Annotated in this window: 26 protein-coding genes; 14 read left to right on the top strand and 12 right to left on the bottom strand. The window is 63.3% G+C overall.

Annotated features, from left to right (window positions below):
- Positions 1-6 precede the first annotated feature (6 nt).
- Both ACGYLO_RS14865 and gap read right to left on the bottom strand, forming a co-directional pair.
- On the bottom strand, positions 7-150 hold the full coding sequence (locus tag ACGYLO_RS14865; RefSeq protein ID WP_169306043.1) for a hypothetical protein: 144 nt from the start codon (positions 148-150) through the stop codon (positions 7-9).
- A gap of 59 nt (positions 151-209) precedes the next feature.
- Entirely contained in the window at positions 210-1,211 is a 1,002-nt protein-coding gene (gene gap / locus ACGYLO_RS14870) for a type I glyceraldehyde-3-phosphate dehydrogenase (protein WP_271687089.1), read from the bottom strand.
- 218 nt (positions 1,212-1,429) lie between these two features.
- On the opposite strand from gap, the gene ACGYLO_RS14875 reads away from it, so the two are divergent.
- The gene (locus ACGYLO_RS14875; RefSeq protein WP_271687090.1) at positions 1,430-2,404 is read left to right on the top strand and encodes a DUF808 domain-containing protein; all 975 of its coding nucleotides are present in this window, start codon (positions 1,430-1,432) and stop codon (positions 2,402-2,404) included.
- A 78-nt stretch (positions 2,405-2,482) separates the two neighbouring features.
- On the opposite strand, the gene tkt is transcribed toward ACGYLO_RS14875, so the two are convergent.
- Positions 2,483-4,498, bottom strand: coding sequence for a transketolase (gene tkt, locus ACGYLO_RS14880; RefSeq protein ID WP_271687091.1), 2,016 nt, complete (start codon positions 4,496-4,498; stop codon positions 2,483-2,485).
- 332 nt (positions 4,499-4,830) lie between these two features.
- On the opposite strand from tkt, the gene ACGYLO_RS14885 reads away from it, so the two are divergent.
- From ACGYLO_RS14885 to rpiB, 4 genes are all read left to right on the top strand, one after another.
- Positions 4,831-5,418 (top strand): hypothetical protein, encoded by a 588-nt coding sequence (locus tag ACGYLO_RS14885; protein ID WP_271687092.1) that lies wholly within the window; start codon positions 4,831-4,833, stop codon positions 5,416-5,418.
- Positions 5,418-5,810 (top strand): cell division protein ZapA, encoded by a 393-nt coding sequence (locus tag ACGYLO_RS14890; RefSeq protein WP_067268217.1) that lies wholly within the window; start codon positions 5,418-5,420, stop codon positions 5,808-5,810. The genes ACGYLO_RS14885 and ACGYLO_RS14890 overlap by 1 nt, the downstream gene beginning before the upstream one ends.
- Positions 5,807-6,142 carry an MliC family protein gene (locus ACGYLO_RS14895; protein ID WP_271687094.1) on the top strand — a complete coding sequence of 112 codons (336 nt, stop codon included), beginning with the start codon at positions 5,807-5,809 and terminating at the stop codon, positions 6,140-6,142. The genes ACGYLO_RS14890 and ACGYLO_RS14895 overlap by 4 nt, the downstream gene beginning before the upstream one ends.
- Positions 6,143-6,293: 151 nt before the next feature.
- Positions 6,294-6,743 (top strand): ribose 5-phosphate isomerase B, encoded by a 450-nt coding sequence (gene rpiB / locus ACGYLO_RS14900; RefSeq protein WP_271687095.1) that lies wholly within the window; start codon positions 6,294-6,296, stop codon positions 6,741-6,743.
- Positions 6,744-6,824: 81 nt separating this feature from the next.
- Here the strand turns inward: rpiB and grxD are convergent, their stop codons facing one another.
- The 3 genes from grxD to ACGYLO_RS14915 are packed head-to-tail and all read right to left on the bottom strand — an operon-like array spanning position 6,825 to position 7,772.
- Positions 6,825-7,187 (bottom strand): Grx4 family monothiol glutaredoxin, encoded by a 363-nt coding sequence (gene grxD / locus ACGYLO_RS14905; RefSeq protein WP_209217636.1) that lies wholly within the window; start codon positions 7,185-7,187, stop codon positions 6,825-6,827.
- Between the two features lies 1 nt (position 7,188).
- Positions 7,189-7,533 (bottom strand): hypothetical protein, encoded by a 345-nt coding sequence (locus ACGYLO_RS14910; RefSeq protein WP_271687096.1) that lies wholly within the window; start codon positions 7,531-7,533, stop codon positions 7,189-7,191.
- Between the two features lie 2 nt (positions 7,534-7,535).
- Positions 7,536-7,772: a BolA family protein gene (locus ACGYLO_RS14915; protein ID WP_067268222.1), complete on the bottom strand. Its 237-nt coding sequence runs from the start codon at positions 7,770-7,772 to the stop codon at positions 7,536-7,538.
- A gap of 145 nt (positions 7,773-7,917) precedes the next feature.
- Here ACGYLO_RS14915 and ACGYLO_RS14920 point away from each other — a divergent pair, with 145 nt between their 5' ends.
- From ACGYLO_RS14920 to ACGYLO_RS14945, 6 genes are all read left to right on the top strand, one after another.
- Entirely contained in the window at positions 7,918-8,877 is a 960-nt protein-coding gene (locus ACGYLO_RS14920; RefSeq protein ID WP_271687098.1) for an XdhC family protein, read from the top strand.
- Positions 8,874-9,875 (top strand): molybdopterin-binding protein, encoded by a 1,002-nt coding sequence (locus tag ACGYLO_RS14925; protein ID WP_271687099.1) that lies wholly within the window; start codon positions 8,874-8,876, stop codon positions 9,873-9,875. Before ACGYLO_RS14920 ends, ACGYLO_RS14925 begins: the two co-directional genes overlap by 4 nt.
- 86 nt (positions 9,876-9,961) lie before the next feature.
- Positions 9,962-10,447 carry a (2Fe-2S)-binding protein gene (locus tag ACGYLO_RS14930; protein WP_067268228.1) on the top strand — a complete coding sequence of 162 codons (486 nt, stop codon included), beginning with the start codon at positions 9,962-9,964 and terminating at the stop codon, positions 10,445-10,447.
- A gap of 105 nt (positions 10,448-10,552) precedes the next feature.
- Positions 10,553-12,928: a xanthine dehydrogenase family protein molybdopterin-binding subunit gene (locus ACGYLO_RS14935; RefSeq protein WP_271689957.1), complete on the top strand. Its 2,376-nt coding sequence runs from the start codon at positions 10,553-10,555 to the stop codon at positions 12,926-12,928.
- 65 nt (positions 12,929-12,993) lie between these two features.
- Positions 12,994-13,782: a xanthine dehydrogenase family protein subunit M gene (locus ACGYLO_RS14940; protein ID WP_271687101.1), complete on the top strand. Its 789-nt coding sequence runs from the start codon at positions 12,994-12,996 to the stop codon at positions 13,780-13,782.
- Between the two features lie 162 nt (positions 13,783-13,944).
- Positions 13,945-15,933 (top strand): OmpA family protein, encoded by a 1,989-nt coding sequence (locus ACGYLO_RS14945; protein ID WP_271687102.1) that lies wholly within the window; start codon positions 13,945-13,947, stop codon positions 15,931-15,933.
- Between the two features lie 112 nt (positions 15,934-16,045).
- On the opposite strand, the gene infC is transcribed toward ACGYLO_RS14945, so the two are convergent.
- The gene (infC, locus tag ACGYLO_RS14950) at positions 16,046-16,594 is read right to left on the bottom strand and encodes a translation initiation factor IF-3 (protein ID WP_209217843.1); all 549 of its coding nucleotides are present in this window, start codon (positions 16,592-16,594) and stop codon (positions 16,046-16,048) included.
- A 199-nt stretch (positions 16,595-16,793) separates the two neighbouring features.
- Between infC and ACGYLO_RS14955 the strand changes: the two genes are divergently transcribed.
- Positions 16,794-17,063 (top strand): hypothetical protein, encoded by a 270-nt coding sequence (locus ACGYLO_RS14955; RefSeq protein WP_271687103.1) that lies wholly within the window; start codon positions 16,794-16,796, stop codon positions 17,061-17,063.
- A gap of 84 nt (positions 17,064-17,147) precedes the next feature.
- Here the strand turns inward: ACGYLO_RS14955 and purF are convergent, their stop codons facing one another.
- The 5 genes from purF to alr form a co-directional block, all read right to left on the bottom strand.
- The gene (purF, locus tag ACGYLO_RS14960) at positions 17,148-18,632 is read right to left on the bottom strand and encodes an amidophosphoribosyltransferase (RefSeq protein ID WP_271689959.1); all 1,485 of its coding nucleotides are present in this window, start codon (positions 18,630-18,632) and stop codon (positions 17,148-17,150) included.
- Between the two features lie 233 nt (positions 18,633-18,865).
- On the bottom strand, positions 18,866-19,420 hold the full coding sequence (locus ACGYLO_RS14965; protein WP_067268241.1) for a CvpA family protein: 555 nt from the start codon (positions 19,418-19,420) through the stop codon (positions 18,866-18,868).
- 29 nt (positions 19,421-19,449) lie between these two features.
- On the bottom strand, positions 19,450-20,817 hold the full coding sequence (radA, locus tag ACGYLO_RS14970; protein WP_271687104.1) for a DNA repair protein RadA: 1,368 nt from the start codon (positions 20,815-20,817) through the stop codon (positions 19,450-19,452).
- A gap of 104 nt (positions 20,818-20,921) precedes the next feature.
- Positions 20,922-21,719, bottom strand: coding sequence for a DNA repair protein (locus tag ACGYLO_RS14975; protein WP_271687105.1), 798 nt, complete (start codon positions 21,717-21,719; stop codon positions 20,922-20,924).
- A gap of 280 nt (positions 21,720-21,999) precedes the next feature.
- Positions 22,000-23,043, bottom strand: coding sequence for an alanine racemase (gene alr, locus ACGYLO_RS14980; protein ID WP_271687106.1), 1,044 nt, complete (start codon positions 23,041-23,043; stop codon positions 22,000-22,002).
- A 129-nt stretch (positions 23,044-23,172) separates the two neighbouring features.
- On the opposite strand from alr, the gene ACGYLO_RS14985 reads away from it, so the two are divergent.
- Both ACGYLO_RS14985 and ACGYLO_RS14990 read left to right on the top strand, forming a co-directional pair.
- Complete coding sequence (locus tag ACGYLO_RS14985; protein ID WP_271687107.1) at positions 23,173-23,898, top strand: sterol desaturase family protein; 726 nt, start codon at positions 23,173-23,175, stop codon at positions 23,896-23,898.
- 100 nt (positions 23,899-23,998) lie between these two features.
- Positions 23,999-25,306 carry a dienelactone hydrolase gene (locus tag ACGYLO_RS14990; protein WP_271689960.1) on the top strand — a complete coding sequence of 436 codons (1,308 nt, stop codon included), beginning with the start codon at positions 23,999-24,001 and terminating at the stop codon, positions 25,304-25,306.
- The last annotated feature ends 255 nt before the right edge of the window (positions 25,307-25,561 follow it).

Here is a 25,561-nt window from a genome sequence, read left to right on the forward strand (position 1 = left end):
GGGAGGTTACCGCCAGAAGGCCATCCATTCGATCAGCGCGAAGAGTTTTTTGCCGAGATAGATCATATGGTCGGCCCCATAGACATAGAGGTCGACCGCCATCGCCCCGGCGATGACGAGGGCCAGCACGATGGCGATGGGATTGGTCATAGTGTGGCTCCGGCCGGGGAATGGCCTGATATTACAGGCACATCCCCGCCGTGCAAGCCTCAGCCCAGTTTGCCCATGGCGACGGCAACATCGGCCATGCGCACCGAGAAGGCCCATTCATTGTCGTACCAGCCCAGCACGCGAACCGTGCGACCTGCCACGACGATGGTCTGGTCGGGGGCGAAGATGCAGCTTTCCTCAGTATGGTTGAAGTCGATGCTGACCTTCTGCTCGGGGTCGTAGGCCAGCACGCGTTTCATCGGGCCATCGGCGGCGGCGCGGGCGGCGGCGTTGATTTCCTCGACCGTCACGTCGCGGCTGGCTTGGAAAGTGAGGTCGACGGCGGAGACATTGGGGGTGGGCACGCGCATTGCGGTGCCGTCGAGTTTGCCCTTCAGCGCGGGCAGCACTTCGCCCAGGGCCTTGGCGGCGCCGGTGGAGGTGGGGATCAGCGCCATGGCGGCGGCGCGGGCGCGGTAGAGGTCGTTGTGGCGGCGGTCGAGCGTTGGCTGGTCGCCAGTGTAGCTGTGGATCGTGGTCATCAGACCGCTTTCGATGCCTACGGCCTCATGCATCACCTTGGCCAGCGGCGCGAGGCAGTTGGTGGTACAGGACCCGTTGGAGATCATTTGGTCGGAGACTTCGAGCTGGTCATCGTTGACGCCGTAGACGATGGTCTTATCGACGTTCTTACCGGGCGCCGAGAGGAGCACGCGTTTTGCGCCGTTTTCGAGGTGCACATTGGCCTTGTTGCCGTCGTTGAACTTGCCGGTGCATTCCAGCACCACGTCGCAGCCGGACCAGTCAAGCTCTTCGAGGTTGTAGGTCGACATCATCTCGATGTCGTTTTGGCCGAGGTTCATGTAGCCGTCGTCGATCTGAACCTCGCCCGGGAAACGGCCATGGACGGAATCGTATTTGATGAGATGCGCCGCGGTGCTGAGCGGGCCGGTGGCGTTGACCTTGATCACTTCGATATCATCGCGCCCCGAGGCCGCGATATGGCTGAGCGTGCAGCGGCCGATGCGGCCAAATCCGTTGATGCCAACTTTGATGGTCATGGTGCATTCCTTGTCTCGGGCCGCGCGGGTGGGGGCCGTATGTCGGGGTCGCGGGTTCTATATCCGGCAGGGGCGGTCAGGGGAAAGGGGCAAAACCAAATGATTTCCATATGTTAGCGTTAAACTTACATGTTAGCGGTAAAGGTCGCAGCGGCTTCGGACTTGCCAGATGGGCTGCACATGCTACTTCGGATGCAGCACGCAAAAAGGGGCAAGGAATGAGCGGTTTACTGGCACTTGTGGATGACGTGGCGGCCATCGCCAAGGTTGCAGCGGCGAGCGTGGATGACGTGATCGGGCAAGCGGCCAAGGCGGGCTCCAAAGCCGCGGGCGCGGTGATCGACGATGCCGCCGTGACGCCGAAATATCTGCATGGGTTCAAGGCCGAGCGTGAATTGCCGGTGATCTGGCGGATCACCAAAGGATCGTTGCGCAACAAGCTGGTCTATTTGCTGCCCGTAGGTCTGCTTTTGGCGAATTTCGCGCCATGGGCGATCCCGCCGCTTTTGATGCTGGGCGGGGCTTACCTGTGTTTCGAGGGGGCCGAAAAGGTCGCCCATGCGCTTGGTTGGGGGCATGGACATGAGGATTATCCCGATAAGGAGAAGGTGGTCGAAGACCCTGCGCAGTTGGAAGAGAAGAAGGCCGCAGGCGCGATCAAGACTGACTTTATCCTGTCGGCAGAGATCATGACCATTGCCCTTTCCGCGATCCCCGAAAGCAACTTTTGGATGGAAGCGGCGACGCTTGCGGCGGTGGCGGTCATGATCACCGTTGCGGTCTATGGCTCTGTCGCCCTGATCGTCAAAATGGACGATGTGGGTCTAGTGATGGCGAACAAGGGGCGTTTTGGCCTGACGCGGAGCCTGGGCCGCGGTCTGGTGCGCGGGATGCCGGGGTTTTTGAAGCTGCTCACCATCGTTGGCACGGCGGCCATGCTTTGGGTTGGCGGGTCGATCATCATTCACGGGTTGGAGCAGATGGGCTTTGCCGCGCCCTATAAATGGATCCACGACATCGCCGTGACCGTTGGCCATGCGGTTCCGGCTCAGTTCGAAGGGGCGGTCGAATGGATCACCACGGCGGGGATCGACGGGCTCTTTGGTTTGGCGCTTGGTCTGGTGCTGATCCCGATCGGGGAGAAGATCGTGACGCCGATCTGGCGCAAGGTGTTTCATAAGGCAGCCGTTTGAGAGCGACCTTGTCTCGCAAATGAAAAAGGGGGCGACGGATGAACCGTCGCCCCCTTTTTGTATTGTATGATCCGCAGATCAGAGCAGCGCTTTGGCCTTCTCTGCCACGTTCTCTGCGGTGAAGCCGAAGCGCTCGAAGAGTTCTTCCGCCGGGGCGGAGGCGCCGAAACGGTCCATGCCGACGAAGTCAGCCTTGCCGTATTTGCCACGCTCGCCAAAGAGCCACTGGTCCCAGCCCTGACGGGCACCGGCCTCGATCCCGACGCGCACGGCGCCGCCGGGCAGCACGCGCTTGCGGTAGGCTTCGTCCTGCGCGGCGAAGAGTTCCATGCACGGCATGGAGACGACGCGGGTGCCGATGCCTTCGGCTTGGAGCAGCTCGCGCGCGGCCAATGCGACATGCACCTCAGAGCCGGTGGCAATCAGGATCACCTGACGTTTGCCCTCGGCATCGGCCAGCACATAGGCGCCTTTCTCGGTGAGGTTGTTGTTTTTGTGCTCCAGGCGCACGGTGGGCAGGCCCTGACGGGTCAGCGACAGAACCGATGGCGTGGTTTTCGCGGTGAAGGCGATTTCCCAAGCCTCTGCCGTTTCCACCGCGTCGGCGGGGCGGAAGACGTAGGTGTTGGGTGTGGCACGGCTGATCGCCAGATGTTCGATCGGCTGGTGGGTCGGACCATCTTCACCAAGGCCGATGCTGTCATGGGTCATGACGAAGGCCGTGGGGATTTGCATCAAGGCCGCCAGACGCATCGCGGGGCGCGCATAGTCGGTGAAGCACATGAAGGTGCCGCCATAGGGGCGCAGGCCGCCGTGCAGCGCCATGCCGTTCATCGCCGCCGCCATGCCGTGTTCGCGAATGCCCCAGTAGACATAGCGCCCGCCGCGGTTGTCGGTGTCGAAGATGCCGAGATCGCTGGTCTTGGTGTTGTTCGAACCGGTCAGGTCCGCCGAGCCGCCAACGGTTTCCGGCAGGATCGGGTTCAGCACTTCGAGGGCTTTCTCGCTTGCCGCGCGGGTCGCCATCTTGGGCGCGCCTTCGGTGATCTGCTTTTTGAAGGCCTTGACCGTCGCGCTCATCTTTTTCGGCGCGTCGAGGGCGAGGGCACGGTTGAAGGTCTCGCGCTTGGCGCGGGGCAGTTTGTCGAAACGCTCTTCCCAGTCGCGGCGGGCATCGGCGCCGCGTTTGCCGATCTCTTCCCAAGCGGATTTCACGTCAGCGGGCACTTCGAAGGGGCCGGTGGTCCAGCCATAGGCGGCTTTGGCTTCGGCCATTTGGTCGGCGTCGGTCAGCGCGCCGTGGCCTTTCGAGGTGTCCTGCGCGGCGTGGCCGAGCGCGATATGCGTCTTACAGGCAATCATCGTGGGCAGGTCAGAGGCTTTCGCCTCGGTCAAGGCCGCGTCGATCTCATCAGGGTTGTGGCCGTCGATCTCAATCACATGCCAGCCTGCGGCCTTGAAGCGGGTGACCTGATCGGTGCTGTCCGACAGGGTGACGGGGCCGTCGATGGTGATGTTGTTGTTGTCCCACATCACGATGAGCTTGCTCAGCTTGTGACGGCCGGCCAGCGTGATTGCCTCTTGGCTGACGCCTTCCATCAGGCAGCCGTCGCCAGCGATGACATAGGTGTAATGGTCCACGACCTTTGCCCCGTACTGCGCGCGCAGCATCTCTTCGGCCATGGCGAAACCGACGGAGTTGGCGATGCCTTGGCCCAGCGGGCCGGTGGTGGTCTCAATCGCATCGGCGAGGAAGTTCTCTGGGTGGCCCGCGGTGCGCGCGCCCATTTGGCGGAAGTTCTTCAACTCTTCGATGGGAAATTGCTCATAGCCGGTCAGGTGCAGCAGCGAATAAAGCAGCATGGAGCCGTGGCCTGCCGACAGGATGAAGCGGTCGCGGTCGGGCCAAAGCGGGTTGGACGCGTCGAACTTCAGGTGCTTCTCAAAGAGGACGGTGGCCACATCGGCCATGCCCATCGGCATGCCGGAGTGGCCGGAATTGGCGGCGGCCACGGCATCGAGGGTCAGCGCGCGAATGGCGGTGGCCTTGGACCAGTGGTCGGGGTTTGCGCTTGCGAGGGCTGTCAGATCCACGGGGGCTTCCTTTGGGGCTGTGGCAGATTGGGCTCGTGCATACCAGCGATGGGGCAAAGTTCAAGCACAACTGGGGTGCGCGGGCGGGTCCGGGGCGGCCCATAGCGGGGGCGAGAGTGAACTTGGCGGCTCAAGTCGCTGAAACGAAAGGGGGGGCGCAATTTGAGCGCGCTTTGGCTAGGATTGCGAAAACCGGCTGATACGGGCGATTCGCGCGCGTGACATTGGGCGGGGCGCGCGCTATCTGCGGGACGGGCCGCCGCAACAGGGCGCAGCCCGGGGCACGGCAGGCGAAAACGCCGCCGAGAGAGCAGGACGAGTGAGGAGAATTCATGCGGATGAGTGAACTTGAAGACTATCAGCGCCGCATCACGGCCGCGATGGACCAGATGGCCAAGGGGGTGGACCGGCTGAGCGCCGCGCCCGCAGAGCCGGATGAGGATATTGTGCAGGCCTTGGAAGAGGAGCGTCAAGCCAACGCTCAGCTGACCGACCGGGTCAAGACGCTGAAGGAAAGCCATAAGGACGAATTGAACGACCTGCGCGCGCAGATGGACTTCAACAACGACCGGGTGACCCAGCTTGATATGGACGTGCAGCGTCTGCGTCAGGCGAATGAGCAGCTGTCGGCGGCTTGCGAGCAGTTGCGGCTGGCCAATGCGGAGGGGCTGGCCGATCCCAAACTGATCGACACCGCCGTGATTGCAGAGTTGGAGAGCCTGCGCGCCACCCGCGCGATCGAGATGGCCGAGATCGACGCGGTATTGACCGCGCTGGCCCCCTTGGTCGAAGAAGGCGAGCCGGAAGTTGAAGCTGCGGATGAAACGGGGGCAGAGGCCAAAGCCGAAGCGCCCGCGCACGAGAGCGCTGCGCAAGACGACAGCGCCGAAGAAGAACCCAAGTCAGGAGGGGCCGACTGATGCCCGAGGTACGGATCACCATTGGCGGCCGCCATTTCGAAGTCGCCTGTCAGGAGGGTGAAGAAAGCTATCTGCAAGCCGCCGCCAAGATGCTGGACGACGAAGCCCGCGTGCTGAGCGATCAGGTGGGCCGCATGCCCGAGGCGCGGATGTTGCTGATGGCGGGCCTGCTTTTGGCCGACAAGACCGCCAGCGTCGAGGATCGCATCGCAGAGCTGCGCGCGGAACTGGCCGAGCGTGAGGCCGAACTCACCAGCCTGCGCAACGTCAAGGTCGAGCCTGAGCGGATCGAAGTGCCGGTGGTGCCGCAGGGGGTGAAAGACACCCTTGCTGAAATCGCCGCCCGGGCCGAGGCGCTGGCCGCCGAGATCGAGGAGAAGGCGGGCAAATGAGCCGGGTCCTCAGGGCAGCCTTTTGCGCGCTGCTCTGGGCCGCGCCTGCGGGCGCCGAAACCTCCGCCGCTACTTACATTTGTGAGCGCGGGGTTTCGGTGCCGGTGGTCTATGTGCCCGGTGCCGATCCGGGCGTGGTGGTGCTCTATGTCGAGGGGCGGTTGATCCAGTTGGGCCGCCTGCCGTCCGCCTCTGGCGCGCGCTATGGCTGGCCCTCGGACGGCGCGGGCTATGAGTGGTGGGAGCATCAGGGCCGCGCTTCGCTGGCTTGGCGGGCAACGACCGATGGCGAAGTGACCCCGATCTACACTGACTGTTTGCCGCAAGATTGAAGGGGCGGGATTGCGGCGCGGGCTGCAATATGCTCTGGGGGGCGCGAAAAGTGCCCCTTTCGACGCGACCACCAAACGCGCCCTACGGGGCGACCACCTAACGCGCCCCTACGGGGCGACCCTCCATGACGCAAAATCAGGAAGCCCTCAGATGACCACCAAACCCCGCATCATCATCTCAAGTGACCACGCCGACATCGCCCTGCGCCAAGACATCGCGCGCCATGTGGTCGAACGCGGGTTCACTGTCGAAGACATCGGCCCCGCGACGGCGGAAAGCACCGATTACCCCAAACATGGCGAAGCCGCCGCACGGCGCATCGTGGCGGGGGAGTTCGATCTGGGCATTCTGATCTGCGGCACGGGGCAGGGCATCATGATGGCGGCCAACAAGGTCAAGGGCATCCGCTGCGGCGTGTGCAGCGATACCTTCTCGGCCAAGATGATCCGGGCGCATAACGACGCGAATATGCTGTCGATGGGCGCGCGGGTGATCGGCGGCGGTCTCGCGCTTGAGATCGTGGATGCCTTTCTCGACACCGAATTCGAAGGCGGGCGGCATGGCCGCCGTGTCGATATGATCACGGCCATCGAAGACTGAGCTGCCCCCCGGCCTTACATACAAAAACACCCCGGAGCGCGAAACCGCTCCGGGGTGTTTTGTTTGACGCGGGCGCCCGGCTTAGCCGTTGGCTTCGCGGATCTTGTCGGCGGCTTCCTTGTCGAAGGCGACGCCGTTCTCGTCGAACAGGGTGTCCAACTCGCCCGACAGCGTCATCTCGGTGATGATGTCGCAGCCGCCGACGAATTCGCCTTTGACGTAAAGCTGCGGGATGGTTGGCCAGTCGGAGAAATCCTTGATCCCTTGGCGCAGGTTCTCATCTGCCAGCACGTTCACGTCGCTGTAGTTCACGCCCATGTAGTTCAGCACCCCGGCCACGCGGCTGGAGAAGCCGCACTGCGGCATTTCTTTCGTGCCTTTCATAAACAGAACCACGTCATTCTCGGTGATCTGTTCCTTAATCTGGCTTGCGGCATCGCTCATGTCATTCGTCCTTCGTATCTGGTTTCTTGAACGCAGCGTGATAGCGCCGCGCATAGGTTTCATCGTCGGCCCAGGGTTTGACCTCAACTTCGGCCCCGCCGAGGAAAAAGCCGCCCCGTTTCTTGGTCCAATTCGTATGCCCGCGCTCTAGGCTTTCGTTGCGCCGCGCGGTGCGGGCCACGGCATCCAAATCCAGCGCCTCCATCCCCAGCGGCACCTTGCCGGTCTCAGGCCGGGGTGGCTGGCGCTGCGACAGCGGCACATGCTGGCCGCGCCGGGCGCGGTGCTGGGCATAGGCGGTGGCGGCGATCCCGCCCACGACAGCCGCAGCGACCCAGCCCCACATGGTTAGTCCGGGGTCCGGGTGGTCAGCGCCAGCGCGTGCAATTCGCCGTTTGACCCGTCCATCTTGCCCTTGAGGGCCGCATAGACGGCGCGCTGCTGTTGGACCCGGTTCATGCCGCGAAAGCTTTCGTCCACGACCATGGCCGCCATATGCACGCCATCATTGCCTTCGACGGTGATCTTGGCATCCGGAAAGGACGCGCGGATCAAATCTTCGATTTCGCTGGCTTGCATGGGCATGGGGTGGCTCCGGCTGTTGTGAGTGCTTGGGCTAGATGTAGTGCCGCAGGCCACGGCGTGCAAGGCGAAGCCGAAGGCCGGATCGGCCATTGACCTTTGCCCCTATTGCGACACACTTTGCGCCCTCACGTTGAAAGGACAACCGATGGACCGGATCCCCGAACAAGCGCTCGACTGGGCCGAAGCCGGACAGCCCGTGGCCCTTGCCACGGTGGTGGAGACATGGGGTTCCGCCCCCCGGCGCGCTGGCGCGCAATTGGTCGTGGCGGGCGATGGCACGATGATGGGGTCCGTCTCGGGCGGTTGCGTCGAAGGGGCGGTGGTGGTCGAGGCTTTGGAGGCGCTGGAGGATGGCCGCACGCGGCTGTTGGAATATGGCGTCAGCGATGGCGATGCCTTTGCCGTGGGGCTGGCCTGCGGCGGCACGATCAAGGTGCTGGTGGAGCCGGTGGGGTCGGAGGCGCTGAGCCTCGAGATGCTGCGCGAATTGGTGGCAAGGCGCGCGGCCCGTAAGCCGGTGGCCTATGAGGTGGCGTTGGACGGCAGCGACCGTCGGCTGACAGAGGCGGGGCATGACGACCGCTTTCGCCGCGACCGCTCTGGCGTCGAGGATGACACAGGGCGGTTCATCGCCATCCACAACCCGCCGCTGCGGCTGGTGATCGTGGGCGCCGTGCATATCGCGCAGCATCTGGTGCGCATGGCGACAGAGGCGGGGTTCGACCCGATCGTCGTCGACCCGCGGGAGGCTTTTGGCTCACCCGCCCGCTTCCCTGATTGCCAAGTGGTGAACGATTGGCCCGACGCCGCCCTGCGGGAGATCGGGGTTGATGCGCGTACCGCCGTGGTCTTGCTGACCCATGACCCGAAACTCGACGATCCGGCGCTGCATGTGGCGCTCGGGTCCGGGGCTTTCTATATCGGCGCGCTCGGCTCGACCCGGACGCAGGCCAGCAGGCTTGATCGGCTGGCGGAAGCAGGTGTGGCGGCAGAGCAAGCGGCGCGTATCCACGGGCCGGTCGGCCTCGATATCGGTGCGGCCAGCCCAGCTGAAATCGCCGTGTCGATCCTTGCCCAGATGATCCAAAGCCTGCGCCGACCATGAGGTTTGGCCCGGTCCCTCTAAGCGCGGCTTTGGGCGCGACGCTGGCCCATTCCGTCGCGGTGACGGCGGGGCGGCTGCGCAAGGGCCGCGTGCTGACCCAAGAGGATATCGCAGCACTGGAAGGCGCAGGCATCGAAGAGGTGATCGTCGCCCGGCTCGGCCCCGGTGATATTGACGAGAACGCAGGTGCCGCGCGATTGGCCGAAAGCCTCTGCGGTTCGGGCCTGCGGATGTCAAAACCCTTTACCGGGCGGGTGAACCTGCTGGCCGATGGGCCGGGGGTGGTGGTGATGGACCGCGCGGCGCTTGAGGCGGTCAATGCGGTGGACCCGATGATCACGCTGGCCACCGTGCCACCCTATCAGCAGATGGGCGAGAGCGGCATGGTGGCGACGATCAAGATCATCTCCTACGCCCTGCCTGAAAGCACAGTCGAGGCCGCCTGCGCGGCGGCGGGAGAGGGCGCCTTGCGCCTCGCGCCGCCTGTGCTGCGCGATGCCACGCTGATCATCACAGACGTGCCCGGCGGGGCCGGGGACAAGGGCCGCGCCGCGGTGGAGGGGCGGTTGAAAGCGCTCAACGTGACCCTTCGCGATGTCGTAACCGTTCCCCACCGTAGCGCCCCGCTGGCCGAGGCGATTGCGGCGGCAGAGACCGATCTGGTCTTGATCCTCACCGCCTCCGCCACGTCGGACATCAATGACGTCGCCCCCTCCGCCCTGCGCGCGGCGGGGGGCGAGGTGACGCGCTTTGGCATGCCGGTCGATCCGGGCAATCTGCTCTTTCTCGGCCAACTTGGCGCCCGCGCCGTGATCGGCCTGCCGGGCTGCGCCCGTTCGCCCGCGCTCAACGGGGCGGATTGGGTGCTGTCGCGGCTGGTCTGCGGTATTCCCGTCACCAGCGCGGATATCGCGGCGATGGGGGTGGGCGGCTTGCTGAAAGAGATCCCCACGCGCCCGCAGCCGCGCAACCCCGGCAAAAGCGCGGGCAACGGCTGAGGCAAAACCTTAGGAAAATATATGTTCTCAACTAGGGCTTGTCGTGCTTAACTGATCTCAACAAGCGTCAGACTGGGAGGAAGAACATGACACAGGTCAAGATGACCGTGAACGGCAAACCCGCGTCGGGAGAGGTCGAGGGCCGCACGCTGCTGGTGCATTTCCTGCGCGATGATCTGGAACTGACCGGCACCCATGTGGGCTGCGACACCAGCCAATGCGGCGCCTGTGTGGTCCATGTGAACGGCAATGCGGTCAAAGCCTGCACCATGTTCGCGGTCGAGGCCGATGGCGCCGAAGTCGAGACCATCGAAGGGCAGGCGGCCCCCGATGGCACGCTCAGCACCATCCAACAGGCGTTTCAAGATCACCACGGGCTGCAATGCGGCTTTTGCACGCCGGGGATGGTGATGTCGGCGGCGGCCCTGCTCAAGGAAAACCCGAAACCTTCGGAGGCCGAGGTACGCCATTACCTTGACGGCAACATCTGCCGCTGCACCGGCTACCACAATATCGTCAAAGCGATCATGGCGGCCAGCGGCCAAGAGGTCAGCGCGCTGGCGGCAGAGTAACGGCGTCACGCCGGGCAGGCCGGTGATGGCGGAGGGAGGACCGCCAGAACCGGAGGCCGCGTGACGGATCAGGTGCATCGCACCGCCACCAAACGGGAGGATATTATGCCAAAGGATTTTGAACCGACGAGCGGCATTGGGGCCAGCAGCAAACGGCGGGAGGATGTGCGCTTTCTCACCGGGGCGGGGCGCTATACCGATGACATCAACCTGCGCCGCCAGACCCATGTGTTTTTCCTGCGCTCGGATGTGGCCCATGGGCGGCTGACCGGGGTCGATACCTCTGCCGCCGAAGACATGCCCGGCGTGCTGAAGATTTTCACCGGCGCGGATTTCGCCGAAGTGGGCGGGATGCCCTGCGGCTGGCAGATCACCGACAAACACGGCCAACCCATGCAGGAGCCGAAACACCCCGTGCTGGCCCATGAAAAGGTCCGCCATGTGGGCGAGCCCATCGCCGCCGTGGTGGCCGAAACGCTGGCACAGGCCCGGGACGCCGCCGAGGCGATTGTCGTCGATATCGACGAGTTGCCCGCCGTGGTGAACATGAAAGACGCGGTGAAAGACGATGCGCCCAAGGTGCATGACGACCTGACCAGCAACCTCTGCTACGACTGGGGTTTCGTGGAAGAGAATAAGGAGGCGGTGAACAAAGCCTTTGACGAGGCCGCCCATGTCACCACGTTGGAACTGGTCAACAACCGCCTCGTCGCCAACCCGATGGAGCCGCGCGTCGCCATCGGTGACTACAACCGCTCGGACGGGGAACACACGCTCTATACCACCAGCCAGAACCCGCATGTGATCCGCCTGCTGATGGGCGCCTTCGTGCTGGGCATCCCCGAGCACAAGCTGCGCGTGGTGGCACCTGACGTGGGCGGCGGCTTCGGCACCAAGATCTTCCATTATCAGGAAGAGGCCTTCTGCACCTTCGCCGCCAAGGCGGTGGGGCGTCCGGTGAAATGGACGTCGAGCCGGTCGGAAGCCTTCATGTCCGACGCCCATGGCCGCGACCATGTGACCAAGATCGAACTGGCGCTGGATGCAGAGAACAACTTCACCGCCCTGCGCACCGATACCTATGCCAATATGGGGGCCTACCTGTCGACCTTCGCGCCTTCGGTGCCGACTTGGCTGCACGGCACGCTCATGGCGGGGAACTATAAAACGCCGCTGATCTACGTGAACGTTAAGGCGGTCTTTACCAATACCGTGCCAGTAGATGCCTATCGCGGGGCCGGTCGGCCCGAGGCGACCTATCAGTTGGAGCGTTTGATCGACAAGGCCGCGCATGAGTTGCAGGTCGACCCGATCAAACTGCGCCGCCAAAACTTCGTGACGGAGTTTCCCTATGCCACCCCGGTGGCGGTGGAATATGACACGGGCGATTACAACGCCACGATGGACAAGCTCGAAGAGATCGCTGACCACGCGGGTTTTGAAGCGCGGCGCCGTGAGAGTGAGGCGAAGGGCAAGCTGCGCGGCTTCGGCGTGAACTGCTATATCGAGGCCTGCGGCATTGCCCCGTCGAACCTTGTGGGCCAACTCGGCGCGCGGGCAGGGCTCTATGAAAGCGCGACGGTGCGGGTCAACGCCACCGGCGGGCTGGTCGTGATGACCGGCAGTCACAGCCACGGGCAGGGGCATGAGACCTCATTCGCGCAGGTGGTGGCCGATATGATCGGCATCGACGAGAATATGGTCGAGATCGTCCATGGCGACACCTCTAAGGTGCCGATGGGCATGGGCACCTATGGCTCGCGCTCGCTGGCCGTGGGCGGCAGCGCCATGGTGCGCGCGACCGAAAAGATTATCGCCAAGGCCAAGAAGATCGCAAGCCACCTGCTCGAAGCCTCGGAAGCGGATATCGAGTTGAAGGATGGGGCCTTTAGCGTTGCGGGGACGGATAAATCCGTGGCTTGGGGCGATGTGACGCTTGCCGCCTATGTGCCGCATAACTACCCGTTGGAAGAGATCGAACCGGGGCTTGAGGAAACTGCCTTTTATGACCCGTCGAACTTCACCTATCCAGCGGGGGCCTATGCCTGCGAGGTCGAGTTGGACCCCGAAACCGGCCATGTCACTGTCGAACGTTTCACCGCTGCCGATGATTTTGGCAATGTGGTGAACCCGATGATCGTGACGGGCCAAGTCCACGGCGGTCTGGCCCAAGGTATCGGTCAAGCGCTGTTGGAGAACTGCGCCTACGATGAAGACGGCCAACTCCTCAGCGCGTCCTACATGGATTACGCCATGCCGCGCGCCAGCGATTTGCCGTTCTATGACGTGGATCACTCCTGCCAGACGCCCTGCACCCACAACCCCTTGGGCGTGAAAGGCTGCGGGGAGGCGGGGGCCATCGGCTCGCCGCCTGCGGTGGTTAACGCGGTCCTTCACGCCATGCGCTCGGGCGGGAAGGACATCGGCCATATCGACATGCCGGTCAGCCCCGCGCGGGTCTGGGAGGCGATGAATGGCTAAGGGCCTGCTGAAGATTGGTTTGAGAAAAGAGGCGACGCTCGGGCGGCCTCTGGGAAGGATGAAAGATGTATGATTTCGAAGTAGAGCGCCCCGGCAGCGTGGCGGATGCGGTCAAGGCTTTGGGGCAGGAGGATGCGCAACCGCTGAGCGGCGGGCAGACGTTGATCCCCACGCTAAAGGCGCGGCTGGCGATGCCCTCAGTTCTGGTATCACTGGCGGGGATCGATGCGCTCAAAGGGGTTGAGATGCGCGATGGCGCGCTGTGGATCGGTGGCGGCACGACCCATGCCACGGTCATGCGCGAGGCGGCGGAGAGCTACCCGGCGCTCGCCAGCCTCGCCGCACGGATCGGCGACCCGGCGGTGCGCAACCGGGGCACGATTGGCGGATCGCTTGCCAATAACGACCCCTCTGCCTGCTACCCGGCGGGCGCTCTGGCCAGTGGCGCGACGATTGAGACCGACCGCCGCGAGATTGCCGCGGATGACTATTTCCAAGGCATGTTCACCACCGCGTTGGAGGAAGGGGAGATCGTCACCGGCGTCCGTTTCCCCATCCCTGAGGCCGCGCATTACGAGAAATTTATCCAGCCCGCCTCGCGCTTCCCGCTGGTCGCGGCCTATGTCGCGCGCCTCGGCGATGGGGTGCGCGTGGCGATCACGGGTGCGTCGAACGACGGTGTCTTCCGCTGGAGTGAAGCCGAAACTGCCCTGTCGGAACGGTTCGCGCCGGAAGCCTTGGAGGGGCTGACACTCGACGCGGGTGACATGATCAGCGATCTGCACGGCAGCGGCGCCTACCGCGCCCATCTGTGCGGCGTGATGACCCGCCGCGCCGTGGCCGCCATCGCCTGATAGCCGATAACAGCAGCGTAAACTTTTGCCGCGTCCTTATAGGGGGCGCGGTATTTTCATGGGGTAAGCTCTTGATATTGGATAGCGGAACCAGCGCCCCCATCATGCGTTGGGTGACAAGCGCTGCCCGAACGGCGTTCCCGTAATGATGAGGACGTGAACATGAAAAACCTACTGAGATCTACGACTTCGCTGGGTCTGAGCCTTGCCTTGGCTTTCCCGCATGGCGCCTTTGCGCAGGAGCAAAATCTGAATGAATGCGGCCCCGTGGGCGAAGCGACCGAATTCCCCTGCGCATTCGACGATCAGACGGTAGAAAGTGCCGAAGAGCTTCGTGTTATGGCCGGGCTGAGCGGTGAGGCCGAGGCGGAAGTCGAAGCGGAAGGTGAAGCAGAGGTCGAGGCCGAGGCAGAAACCGAAGCCGAGGCGGGTTCGCTGCTGGATCAGGCGACCGGCGCGGTTGAAGCGACGGGTGAGGCGGCCGCGCCTGCTGTGAACGACGTGACCGAACAGGCCGAAGAGGCCGCCGACGCAGCGGAAGCGCAGGCTGAAGCCGCAGCCGAGGCGGCAGAGGAAACCGCAAGCGAAGCGGAAGCGGAGGCCGCCGAGGCCGAAGCCGAAATGACCGCCGAGACTGAGAGCGAGGTCGAAGTCGACGAAGAGGTTGAGACCGAGGCGGAAGTTGAAGCCGAGCAGGATAGCGAAGCCGAGGTTGAAGAAGAAGCCGAGGTTGAAGAAGAAGCCGAGGCCGAGATTGCAGAAGACGTTGAGGCTGAGACCGCGCAGGACGTGGAAGCTGAAGCTGAAGCGACCGCCGAAGCTGATGCCGAGCTGACCTCCGAGTCCGATGCTGAGGTGACCGAGAACGTAGAAACCGACGAAAACGCCGAAGCTGCGGCAGATGCGGAAGCCAATGAGACTGCCGTCGAGACCTTGGAAGAAGCCGAGGCCGAAATGGAAGCCGAAACCAGCGGCGAAGCAGTCGGCGAGGAAGACAACGCCGGTCTGACCGAAGAGCAGATCCAAGCCCGTGAAGAGCGCCGCGAAGCCCGCCGTGCCGAACGCCGCGAAGAGCGCCGTGAGCAACGCCGCGCCGAGCGTGAAGCTGCCGCCGCCGCCGCTGCTGCTGCCGAAAGCGATGCGGACGCCGAAGTCGTGACCGAAGAAGTTACCGAAGAAGACGTGCGCAGTTCGGACGAAGACTTCGAGACCGAAGTGACTGCCGCAGGCGAAGCCGATGCCGCCGCCGCTGAGGACGACGACAGCGGGATGTCGGACTTCGAAAAAGCGCTGCTGCTCGGCCTCGGGGCCGTGGCTGTCGGCTCGGTTCTGAACAATGGTGAGAAGATCGTCAGCCGCTCCGGTGACCGTGTGGTCGTGCAGGACGACACTGGCGAGTTGCGCGTGCTGAAGGACGATAACGCTCTGCTTCGCCGCCCTGGTGACGAGGTGCAGACCCAGACCTTCGACGACGGCTCCACCCGGACCATCGTGACCAAAAGCGACGGAAGCCGGGTCGAGACCATCCGCTCGCGCGATGGCACCGTGCTGCGCCGGACGAACTTCGATGCGCAGGGCCGTGAATATGTGCTGGTAGATGACCTCGTGGAAGAGCGCGAAGTTGTCGTGAACGATCTGCCGCAGGTTCAGCAGACCCAGCAAGCACAGCGCGCCAGCACCCAAGACGAAGCCGCGCTGCGTCAGGCGCTGCAAGCTGAGATGCGCAACGATCAGGGGCGGACATTCTCCCTGCGTCAGGTGCGTGAAATCCGTGAGGTACGCTCCCTCGCGCCGGAGCTGGAACTCGATGCCGTACGCTTCCCCACCGGCTCTGCCGCGATCCAGCCGGAACAGGCCCGCGCACTGGCCAATATCGGTACCACACTGCGTGACCTGATTCAGAAGGACCCGCGCACCGTGATCCTTGTCGAAGGTCACACCGATGCGGTTGGCGATGCGAGCTATAACCTCGCCCTGTCGGACCGCCGTGCCGAAACCGTGGCGCTGGCGCTGACCGAGTACTTCGATGTGCCGCCCGCCAACCTGATCACGCAGGGCTATGGCGAGAGCCAGCTGCGCGTGCCGACCACGTCGGCGGAACCTGCGAACCGTCGTGCCGTGGTGCGCAACATTACAGGTCTGCTGCGCTAAGCAGACCAACACCCCAAACAGAAAACGCCCCCGGAGCGATCCGGGGGCGTTTTGCGTTATTGGATAGTGCATGTGTCAGTCGGGCCCGTTATGCGGACTCGATTGAGCCTGATCACTTGTTGGGCAGGGGCCCGATCACCATGACCATCTGGCGGCCTTCCATCTTGGGGAAGTTCTCCACCCGGCCGATCTCTTTGGTGTCGGCAGCGACGCGCTCCAAAAGCTCACGACCGAGGTTCTGGTGCGCCATCTCACGGCCACGGAACCGGAGGGTAACCTTCACCTTGTCGCCACCTTCAAGAAACTTGAAGACATTGCGCATCTTCACATCGTAGTCGTTCTTGTCCGTATTGGGACGGAACTTGACCTCTTTGATCTCGATGATCTTCTGTTTCTTGCGGGCTTCGCTCTCGCGCTTTTGCTGTTCATATTTGAACTTGCCGAAATCCATGATCTTGCACACGGGCGGCTTGGCATTGGGCGAAATTTCAACAAGGTCGAGGCCGGCGTCATCGGCCATTTCCATGGCACGCTGCGGCGAGACAACGCCGACGTTTTCGCCATCGGCACCGATCAGGCGGATTTCGGGGGCACGGATCTTGTCGTTGACGCGCGGGCCGGTGTCACGTTGGGGCGGCGCGTTATGAGGTCTGCGAGCGATGGTGATGGTCCTTTGATTGTTACCTAATTCCAGAATGCAAGGTAAACCCGCGTGGGGCCATCTTCAAGTCGCAAAATCACGCTATGCGTGGGGTTTGGGGCGATTTACCCTTGATCTGGGGCGATTGTAGCGCAATTCACGGCTATGCGGCTCCGGGGGAAATCTTTAACCTCGCGGGGCGTAGATTAAGGGGAATGGAATGAAGAATCTGGTCTGGTTGGTCGTGGCGGCGCTGATTGCGCTGGCGGGCTATATGCTTTTCACCGGCAAGGGGCCGCAGGAAGTGGCCATCGAAGCTTCCGAGGCGATCAATGCGCCCGAGGTGGCCGAAGATATGACCAACGCCGCTGAAGACGCCGCCGATGCAATCGCGGGCAGCGTGGATGCCGCCGGGGAGGCGATCAGCGATGCCGTGGATGACGCAACCGAGAGCGCCAATGACGCGGCGGAGCCTGCGGCGCAGAATTAAGCGGCTCCGCGCAATGCGGAAAAGCAGAGGCCGCGACCGGGGAACCGGGCGCGGCCTTTGCTTTGGTTTGATCCCTCTGGTGGGTTACTCGGCGGCGGGCTTCATCTGGAAACCTTCCTTAACCTGATCGGCAGGGGTCACCGGGTAGTCGCCAGAGAAGCAGGCGTCACAATACTGCGGGCAGTCGGCGTGGCGGCCTTCGGCTTCGCCCACCGCGCGGTAGAGACCGTCGAGCGAGATGAATTTGAGGCTGTCGACCTGCAAGTGGTCGCGCATCTCATCCTCGGACATGGTCGCCGCCAGCAGCTTTTCGCGCTGCGGGGTGTCGACGCCGTAGAAACAGGGCCAAGCCGTGGGGGGGGAGGCGATGCGGAAGTGCACCTCTTTCGCGCCCGCGTCGAGGATCATCTCTTTGATCTTGCGCGATGTCGTGCCGCGCACCACCGAGTCGTCGACCAAGATCACCCGCTTGCCCTTGATCAGCGCACGGTTGACGTTGAGCTTGAGGCGGACCCCCATATTGCGGATCTGCTCGGTCGGCTCGATGAAGGTCCGGCCCATGTATTGGTTGCGGATGATGCCCATGGCGTAGGGAATGCCGGATTCAAGGCTATAGCCAATCGCCGCCGGGGTGCCGCTGTCAGGCACGGGACAGACGAGATCGGCTTCCACGGGGCTTTCCTTGGCCAGTTCGCGGCCAATATTCTCACGCGTTTCATAGACCGAGCGACCGCCGAGAATGCTGTCGGGGCGGCTGAAGTAGACATGCTCAAAAATACAGAAACGCGAGGCGACACGGCGGAAGGGGAAATGGCTTTCGACCCCTTTCTCGGTGATCACCACCATCTCGCCCGGTTCGATCTCACGGACGAATTCCGCGCCGATGATGTCGAGCGCGCAGGTCTCCGAACTCAGCGCCCAGCCATCGCCGACACGGCCTAGCACGAGCGGGCGCACGCCCAGCGGATCGCGCACGCCGATCAGCTTGGTGCGCGTCATGGCAACGACAGAGAAGGCCCCCTCGACCCGGCGCAGCGCATCTTCCATCCGCTCGGGGATGTTTTGCTGCAAGGACCGGGCCATCAGGTGAATGATACACTCACTGTCGGATGAGGATTGGAAGATCGAGCCCCGCTCAATCAACTCACGGCGCAGGGCGTTGGCATTGGTGATATTGCCGTTATGGGCAATCGCGGCCCCGCCCATGGCGAACTCACCAAAGAAGGGCTGCACGTCGCGGATCGCGGTGGGGCCCTTGTTGCCAGAGGTCGAATAGCGGACGTGACCAATGGACAGCTCGCCGGGGAGCGTTTGCATCACATCCTGCGAGGTGAAGTTGTCGCGGACATAGCCAAAGCGGCGGGCCGATTGGAAACCGGCGGCGGGATCGTAGCTGACGATGCCGCCAGCCTCTTGTCCACGGTGCTGGAGGGCGTGCAGGCCAAGGGCCACGAAAGTGGCGGCATCGGCAACGCCAACCACGCCAAAGACGCCGCATTCCTCCTTCAGTTTATCCTCATCTCCGCTGTCGCGCAGATAGGAAGTGTCAAAGGGATGGGCGGGCGGCATGTGCTTGGACAACGGGGCAACTCCGAATCCGGGTGAGGTCGCTGCCTATGTAGGGGCTTCGTAAGCGGCTGTCACCCCGCATGTCGCCTGCGGGGGGCATGAGGCAGGATAAAGCGCCGCATTGCCCGCCGAGGAGGCGGCCCCCGTAACCTGCCAAGCCCAAACGCAAAACAGGCGGCCATTATGCTCTGGCCGCCTGTCTAAAAGGATTGTGTTAAGAGATTATGAAAGCCTTAGGCGCTACATTTGCCCACCAGCGCCTCATAGCGGTTGGTGATCCAGCCGAGCGCCTCTTGCGGGTCTTTTTCTTCGATCTGGCCGGTGAAGCGCGAGAATACGGCGGCGGAACGGCTGTTTTCCACCATGGTGGTCCGCTCACCGGTGATGACGGTGTCGTAGACGAAGAAGGCAATCGCCACCAAAAGCACGCCGCGCACGACGCCAAAGATGAAGCCGAGCCCTTGGTCCACGCCACCCAGCATCGAGCGGTGCACAAGCGAGGAGAAGAGCGGCGTGAAGAGCGAGACCACGATCAGTGCTGCGGCAAAGACCAGCGCAAAAGCACCAATCACCGACAGTTCGCAGCTATCGGCCAAGAATTCGCCCACATAGGGCAGTTCACGCACCAGCGGCTCGACCTGCGGCGCAAAGAGAAAGGCCAGCACAGCCGCTGCAATCCAGCCGACAATCGCCATCAACTCGCGCACCAGCCCGCGGCCATAGGCCAGCAATGCCGATAGCACGATGACAACCGCGACCACCCCGTCAATAATGGTAAAACCGTCCATGCGCGTTCTCGCCCTCGTCTAAGGGGGGATCAGCCCGCCCCGAAAATTTCGCCAACAAATCCGGTCAGATCGCTCATCGTATTCAGCGCAATTCCGGTCACACCCACAGCCTTGCCGCCGCGCGGTGCAATAGCGCTCGTAAAACCAAGTTTTTGCGCCTCTTTCAACCTGTTTTCCGTCTGGCTGGCGGGGCGCAGCGCACCGGAGAGGCTAATCTCTCCGAAAACAACGGTTTCGGCGGGCAGGGCCGCGTCTTCCCGCGCCGAGAGGATCGCGGCGGCCACGGCGAGATCGGCGGCGGGTTCGGAGATCTTCATCCCGCCCGCCACATTGAGGTAGACATCCAGCCCCGCGAAAGGAATTCCGCACCGCGCTTCCAATACCGCGAGGATCATCGCCAGACGCCCCGAATCCCAGCCCACCACCGTCCGGCGCGCTTGGGAATGGGGCGAGGGGGCCACGAGCGCCTGAAGTTCGACCAAGACAGGCCGGGTGCCTTCGATGCCCGCAAAGACGACCGAACCGGGAGAGGGTTGTCCGCGTTCCGACAAGAACAGCGCCGAGGGGTTGATCACCTCTGACAGACCGCCCCCCGTCATTTCGAAAACGCCGATCTCATCCGCCGGGCCGAAGCGGTTTTTCACGGCGCGCAGGATACGGAACTGGTGGCCACGCTCGCCTTCGAAATAGAGCACGGTGTCGACCATATGCTCCACCACGCGGGGGCCAGCGATCTGGCCTTCCTTGGTGACATGGCCCACGAGGATCACCGCGACCCCGCGGCGTTTGGCGAAACTGGTCAACTCATGCGCCGCGGCGCGGACCTGACTGACCGATCCGGGCGCGCTTTCGACGTTGTCGGCCCACATGGTTTGGATCGAGTCGATGATGGCAAGCTGCGGGCGCTCGGCCTCAAGCGTGGTCAGGATGTCGCGCAGATTGGTTTCCGCCGCGAGTTTCACCGGCGCTTCGGAAAGGCTAAGACGCTGCGCGCGCATGCGGACCTGCGCGCTGGCTTCTTCGCCGCTGACATAGATCGTCTTGAGGCCGGAGTTGGCGAAATGCGCGGCGGCTTGCAGCAGAAGGGTCGATTTCCCGATGCCGGGATCGCCGCCCACGAGGATCGCCGAGGCGGGCACCAGCCCGCCGCCCAACACGCGGTCCAACTCCGCAATGCCCGACTGTGCGCGCGGGGGCGGGGTTTCTTGTGTGGCAAGATCGGTGAGTTCAATGGCAGAGCCGCGCCTTGCGCCCAAGGATTTGCTGGGCGGGCCTGCGGAGATGCCCTTGTCTTCGACGATGGAATTCCACGCGCCGCAGGCGTCGCAGCGCCCGGACCATTTGGAATGTTTCGCGCCGCATTCGGCACAGGAAAAACTGGAGGAGGATTTGGCCATGGGCCCTTTTCGCGCAGGTGCCCGATGGCGTCAAAGGAAAAGCATCCGGCCCTTGGGTGATGATCCCGGGGGGGAACCCAATGGGCCGGATGCCGCCGCTGGCATTACTCAGCGGCTTTGGGCGGCAGGTCGATCACGATATTGTCGAGCGATGTCGTCTCAGGCTTGCGCTCGGGTGTTTCGGTCTGGACCACACGTTCAAGGCCAAGCTCAGGCATAATCTCACGCATCTCTTCACGCAGACGCTCAAGCTGAGCCACGGCGACGCTTTCTTCGAGTTCGACTTCGTGCAGCCAATGTTTCATCTCGGTCGAGATCGCTTTGGCTTGATCGAGACGACTATTGAAAAGCTCGACCTCTTCTTGACGCTGCTTGAGGAAGCTGCGGGCGCGGGCCAGTTTCTCATCCGAATAGACTTCGGCCAGATCGCGGGCCACGTGGCTCATCTGAGCGGCCATTTCCAGCACGGCAGGCTCCAGCGTGGCGAGGTCGGGATGATCGCGCAGATAGGCCAGACGTTCGCGCACCGAATCGAATTCCGAGCTCATCTGAAAGGTTTCGGCCCGGTCGGCGGCGTGCACGGCGGCATAGGCGCGGGCCACGTCCTGCATGCCGACATTGAATTGGCGGTGCGAGGTCTCAAGCTGCATGACACGGCGGTTAGTGGGCAGGAAAAAGCACAGGCCCACAGCAAGGACGGTCAGCGCCAGTTGGGCGTACATCCCGGCGTTTTCGACAGGCTCACCGGCGTATTGCAGATCAAGGCTGATCCAATCCCAAAGGCCGAGCGCCGCCATGATGCTGGCACCGGTAAGGGCAAGGGCCGCGAGGGCGAAAACCACCACCGCAAGCCGTTGAAAGGCGAATTGAACGAGGTAGGCAAAGGAACGAAGCTGGGACATACTTTCTCCCCCCTGGAAGAGCTACTAAGCAAGTTTCTGCCGACCAACGCCTCCTTATCCTTCTTTGTTCCCATTCCCTGTGGGATTATGCTGAGGATTTAACCTAGTTTTGCCGAGATTATGGCACAACCGCAGGTTTTTCGGAAGTTATTTGCGCCTGCGCCGTGCAATTCGTGATCGGCAGCGCAGGGCAGGGGCGAGGCGTACCGTGGGGGAACGCCAGTGAGTCGCGCAGCGACTCTCTCGGCGGCGTGCTGCGATGCGGGGGAAAATCGCCGACCTAACCGGCGTAGTTTCGCGCATATCTTGCGCCCAAAGAGGTGAGCACCTCATAGCCGATCGTGCCCGCCCAATCCGCCAAATCATCAACGCCTTGGCTTTGCCCCAGCAGTTGCAAGGTCGCGGGCACCTCGTCCAATGCAGAGACATCCACCGTGATCAGGTCCATTGAGACGCGCCCGAGGATGGGTAGGGTAACACCCTCATGCTGGAAACAGGCGGTGCCGGTCGCATTGCCCATCGCGCGCAGAAGGCCGTCGGCGTAGCCCGCGGCCACGGTGGCGAGCGTCACGGTGCTCTCCGCCGTCCAGGTGTTGCCATAGCCCACAGTTTCCCCGGGGGTGACGCTGCGGGTCTGGATCACTGGCACGTCGAGGGTGACCACGGGCCGCGCCTCTGTGAATGGGCGCCCGCCGTAAAGACCGATGCCGGGCCGGGTGACGTCGAAATGATACTCCGGCCCCAGCAGAATGCCCCCCGTGGCGGAGAGCGAGCGCGGCACCTCGACCCCTTGGGTCATGTCGCGGAAACTGTGCAGTTGCGCGTCGTTCATCTCGTGATCCGGCGCGTCCGAGCAGGCCAGATGCGACATGATGAGCGTGGGGTTCTGGCTCAGCGCGATGTCGCGCAGGGCTGCCCATTCCGCAGGCTCCATCCCCAGCCGGTTCATCCCGCTGTCGAGTTGGATGCCGAAAGCATGGCCGGGCAGGGCCTCAAACTGGCGCAGCAGCTGCTCTGTCGAGTTGATCATCGGCGTCAGCGCGGCACCGGCAATCGCCTCTGCATCGCCCGGCATATGCCCGGAAAAGACATTGATCACCGGGCCTTCGCCCAAGGCTTGGCGCAGGGCCACCCCCTCTTCGGTCAGGGCCACGAAGAACTGCCGCGCCCCGGCCTCGGCCAATGTCTTGGCCACACGGGCGGCGCCCAGCCCATAGCTGTCGGCTTTGACCACGGCGGCGGTCTCGGCCTTTGTCATACGGTCGAGGGCGCGCCAGTTGTCGGCGATGGCTTGTAGGTCGATGGTCAGGGTCGCTTTGCTCATGCGCGGATGTGGGCCGGAATGAGGGGGGAGGTCAAGCGGCCAAGGGCACCTAACGTCATGCGCGACAGGCAGGCGGGGGATTTGTTACAGTTTTGCCTACCGGATGCGCAGGATGGGGAGGTCAGACGGATGTCACGGATCAAGATCATGTTCGGCCATGCGGGCGTGTCGCTCATGGCGCTGGCCGCTGTGGTGGCTTTCGTTGCCATGCTCTGGGGGGCGCCGCTGTGGTCTTGGGCGCTGGTGCCGCTGGGGGTCGCGGCGCAGATGCTTAATGAGTATAACCTGCACCGACATGTCTTTCACCTTGCCCCGCCGAAGCGGCAGTGGGCCTTTGATCTGCTGTACCGCGCGCATTACGGGCACCATGACTTCCCGACCAATCACGGGCTGTTTTTCGTGCCGGTCTGGGTCGCGCTGCCGATGCTCGTGGGGAATTTCCTTCTGGTCTGGGGCATCGCGGCGCTTTTGGGGGTCGAGGCGAGCATCTGGATCGCCACGGCGATCGTGCCTCTGGGCGGGGTGCTGACCTTTCTGGGCTATGAGTGGTTTCACATGACGGCGCATCTGACGGTGCCGAAAACTGCGGTGGAGCGGCATGTCACCCGGCTGCACAATCAGCATCACTTTCGCGACTTCAACAAGTGGTTCCACGTCAGCCCGGGCGGAGAAATCATCGACCGGGCCATGGGCACCGATATCGACACCGAGTCTTTGAAACAGCAGCAGCGCATCGCCTTTATCCGCACCTTGGGGATGCAGCCCGATGACCCGAGGTTGCTGGCCGCCCGCGCGCGGTACGCTGGGAAATACGGGCTGAGCGAGGCCGAAGTGGCCCGGGCCGCGCGGGGGTAGATGTGAAACTTCCGTAACGTTACCCGAAGGGCGCTTGCCTGTCCCCGTGGCGCGGGTAGGCTTGGCCCAATTCAAGGGAGGACGAACCATGCACCGACATATGACCACCACAGCCTTGCTTGCCGCGGGCCTTACCGCTGGCGCGGCGCAGGCGGAGAACCGGATCGACCGGCAATTGCCGAATGCGCCCGAGCTTGCGGCCTATGGCGATCATGCCGTGGGGGTGCGCACGCTGGAGATGGTCAACCCCGACCAGATCGACATCCTCGCCATCGACCCCGCCGCCGACAAGCCCGAGGAGATGCCGCGCTATGACCGGCCGCTCACGGTTGAGATGTATTATCCCGCCGCCGAGGGGGCGGAGGGCGAGACCTCCTTCAAGGCTTATCTCCGCGACGGCACCACCGAGGTCACGCTCGAGGGACAGGCCATGCGCGACGTCGATCCGGCGGAGGGCGAGACCTTTCCGCTCGTGCTGATCAGCCATGGCTATCCGGGCAACCGTTACCTCATGTCGCATCTGGCAGAGAACCTCGCCTCTAAAGGCTATGTCGTGGCCTCGATCGACCATACCGACAGCACCTACCGCACGCAGGCGGCCTTTGGCTCGACGCTGGTGAACCGCTCGCTGGACCAGCTTTTCGTGCTAGAGCAGATGGCGCAGAAGGCCGCGGAGGGCGGTGATTTCGCGGGGCTCTATGACGCCGAGAACACCGGTCTGATCGGCTATTCCATGGGCGGCTACGGCGCGATCATCACCGCCGGGGGCGGGGTGACGGAGGCATCGGTTGGCTATACATGGGGCGGTCCGCATGGAACGCTGGGCATTCATCAGGCGGGCTCCGAGACGCATGACGCGCTGCCCGATCCGCGTATCAAGACCGCCGTGGCCTTCGGCCCCTGGGGCATGAACCGCGGCTTTTGGGATGCCGAGGGGCTGGCGGGGGTGCAGATCCCAATGCTCTTCATCGCAGGCTCGCAGGATGATGTCTCGCTCTACGAGAACGGCATCCGAGCGATCTGGGAGAACACCTCGAACGTGGACCGCGCGCTGTTGACCTACATGAACGCGGGCCATAACGCGGGCGCGCCCATGCCGGCGCCGGAGGAGGCCTATTACTTCAGCGAGGACAAGGGCTTCAACATTTCCGAGCATTACACGGACGCGGTCTGGGACACAGCGCGGATGAACAATATCGCGCAGCATTTCGTGACCGCGTGGATGGACAGTCATTTGAAGGGTGAGGAGGCGAAGGCTGCGTATCTCGATCTGGTAGAGAACTCGAACGACGGCGTCTGGTCGGTCGAGGAGGATGGGACCGAGAAGGAGGACCACAGCTATTGGAAGGGTTTTCCGGAGGGGACCGCGAAGGGGCTGATGTATGAGGAGAAATCGGCGGCTGAGTGAAACGCGTGGCCCGGTAGCGTTGCCGGGCCCTTTTGCCACCGGGCCCGGAATCAGGCCGCAGGCGCCGGGCCATAGCCTGCTTGGCGAAAGGGGGGCTACTAGGTGAAGTTCGGCATGGCGTTCCTTAAGACCGATCATGGCGGCAAAAGCACCAGTCGAGGTTGCCACGCAGCCCGGAATCAAGCCGCAGGCGCCGGGCCATCGCCTGCCCGCCCGGACGGGTAGGCGATTTGGCTAGGCTGGGTGAGACCTCGC

This window comes from Sulfitobacter sp. 1A13353, assembly GCF_043557255.1.
In the GTDB taxonomy this organism is placed as follows: Bacteria; Pseudomonadota; Alphaproteobacteria; order Rhodobacterales; family Rhodobacteraceae; genus Sulfitobacter; species Sulfitobacter faviae.

Bases quoted from the DNA above. Each gene is read 5' to 3' on its own strand.
- ACGYLO_RS14920 (WP_271687098.1), top strand. From the start codon at position 7,918: ATGGACCGGATCCCCGAACAAGCGCTCGACTGGGCCGAAGCCGGACAG.
- ACGYLO_RS14925 (WP_271687099.1), top strand. From the start codon at position 8,874: ATGAGGTTTGGCCCGGTCCCTCTAAGCGCGGCTTTGGGCGCGACGCTG.
- ACGYLO_RS14990 (WP_271689960.1), top strand. From the start codon at position 23,999: ATGACCACCACAGCCTTGCTTGCCGCGGGCCTTACCGCTGGCGCGGCG.
- ACGYLO_RS14865 (WP_169306043.1), bottom strand. From the start codon at position 150: ATGACCAATCCCATCGCCATCGTGCTGGCCCTCGTCATCGCCGGGGCG.
- ACGYLO_RS14935 (WP_271689957.1), top strand. From the start codon at position 10,553: ATGCCAAAGGATTTTGAACCGACGAGCGGCATTGGGGCCAGCAGCAAA.
- ACGYLO_RS14910 (WP_271687096.1), bottom strand. From the start codon at position 7,533: ATGTGGGGCTGGGTCGCTGCGGCTGTCGTGGGCGGGATCGCCGCCACC.
- ACGYLO_RS14885 (WP_271687092.1), top strand. From the start codon at position 4,831: ATGCGGATGAGTGAACTTGAAGACTATCAGCGCCGCATCACGGCCGCG.
- ACGYLO_RS14890 (WP_067268217.1), top strand. From the start codon at position 5,418: ATGCCCGAGGTACGGATCACCATTGGCGGCCGCCATTTCGAAGTCGCC.
- ACGYLO_RS14965 (WP_067268241.1), bottom strand. From the start codon at position 19,420: ATGGACGGTTTTACCATTATTGACGGGGTGGTCGCGGTTGTCATCGTG.
- ACGYLO_RS14955 (WP_271687103.1), top strand. From the start codon at position 16,794: ATGAAGAATCTGGTCTGGTTGGTCGTGGCGGCGCTGATTGCGCTGGCG.
- gap (WP_271687089.1), bottom strand. From the start codon at position 1,211: ATGACCATCAAAGTTGGCATCAACGGATTTGGCCGCATCGGCCGCTGC.
- purF (WP_271689959.1), bottom strand. From the start codon at position 18,632: ATGCCGCCCGCCCATCCCTTTGACACTTCCTATCTGCGCGACAGCGGA.
- ACGYLO_RS14945 (WP_271687102.1), top strand. From the start codon at position 13,945: ATGAAAAACCTACTGAGATCTACGACTTCGCTGGGTCTGAGCCTTGCC.
- ACGYLO_RS14985 (WP_271687107.1), top strand. From the start codon at position 23,173: ATGTCACGGATCAAGATCATGTTCGGCCATGCGGGCGTGTCGCTCATG.
- ACGYLO_RS14915 (WP_067268222.1), bottom strand. From the start codon at position 7,772: ATGCCCATGCAAGCCAGCGAAATCGAAGATTTGATCCGCGCGTCCTTT.
- radA (WP_271687104.1), bottom strand. From the start codon at position 20,817: ATGGCCAAATCCTCCTCCAGTTTTTCCTGTGCCGAATGCGGCGCGAAA.
- alr (WP_271687106.1), bottom strand. From the start codon at position 23,043: ATGAGCAAAGCGACCCTGACCATCGACCTACAAGCCATCGCCGACAAC.
- grxD (WP_209217636.1), bottom strand. From the start codon at position 7,187: ATGAGCGATGCCGCAAGCCAGATTAAGGAACAGATCACCGAGAATGAC.
- ACGYLO_RS14930 (WP_067268228.1), top strand. From the start codon at position 9,962: ATGACACAGGTCAAGATGACCGTGAACGGCAAACCCGCGTCGGGAGAG.
- ACGYLO_RS14895 (WP_271687094.1), top strand. From the start codon at position 5,807: ATGAGCCGGGTCCTCAGGGCAGCCTTTTGCGCGCTGCTCTGGGCCGCG.
- ACGYLO_RS14940 (WP_271687101.1), top strand. From the start codon at position 12,994: ATGTATGATTTCGAAGTAGAGCGCCCCGGCAGCGTGGCGGATGCGGTC.
- ACGYLO_RS14975 (WP_271687105.1), bottom strand. From the start codon at position 21,719: ATGTCCCAGCTTCGTTCCTTTGCCTACCTCGTTCAATTCGCCTTTCAA.
- ACGYLO_RS14875 (WP_271687090.1), top strand. From the start codon at position 1,430: ATGAGCGGTTTACTGGCACTTGTGGATGACGTGGCGGCCATCGCCAAG.
- rpiB (WP_271687095.1), top strand. From the start codon at position 6,294: ATGACCACCAAACCCCGCATCATCATCTCAAGTGACCACGCCGACATC.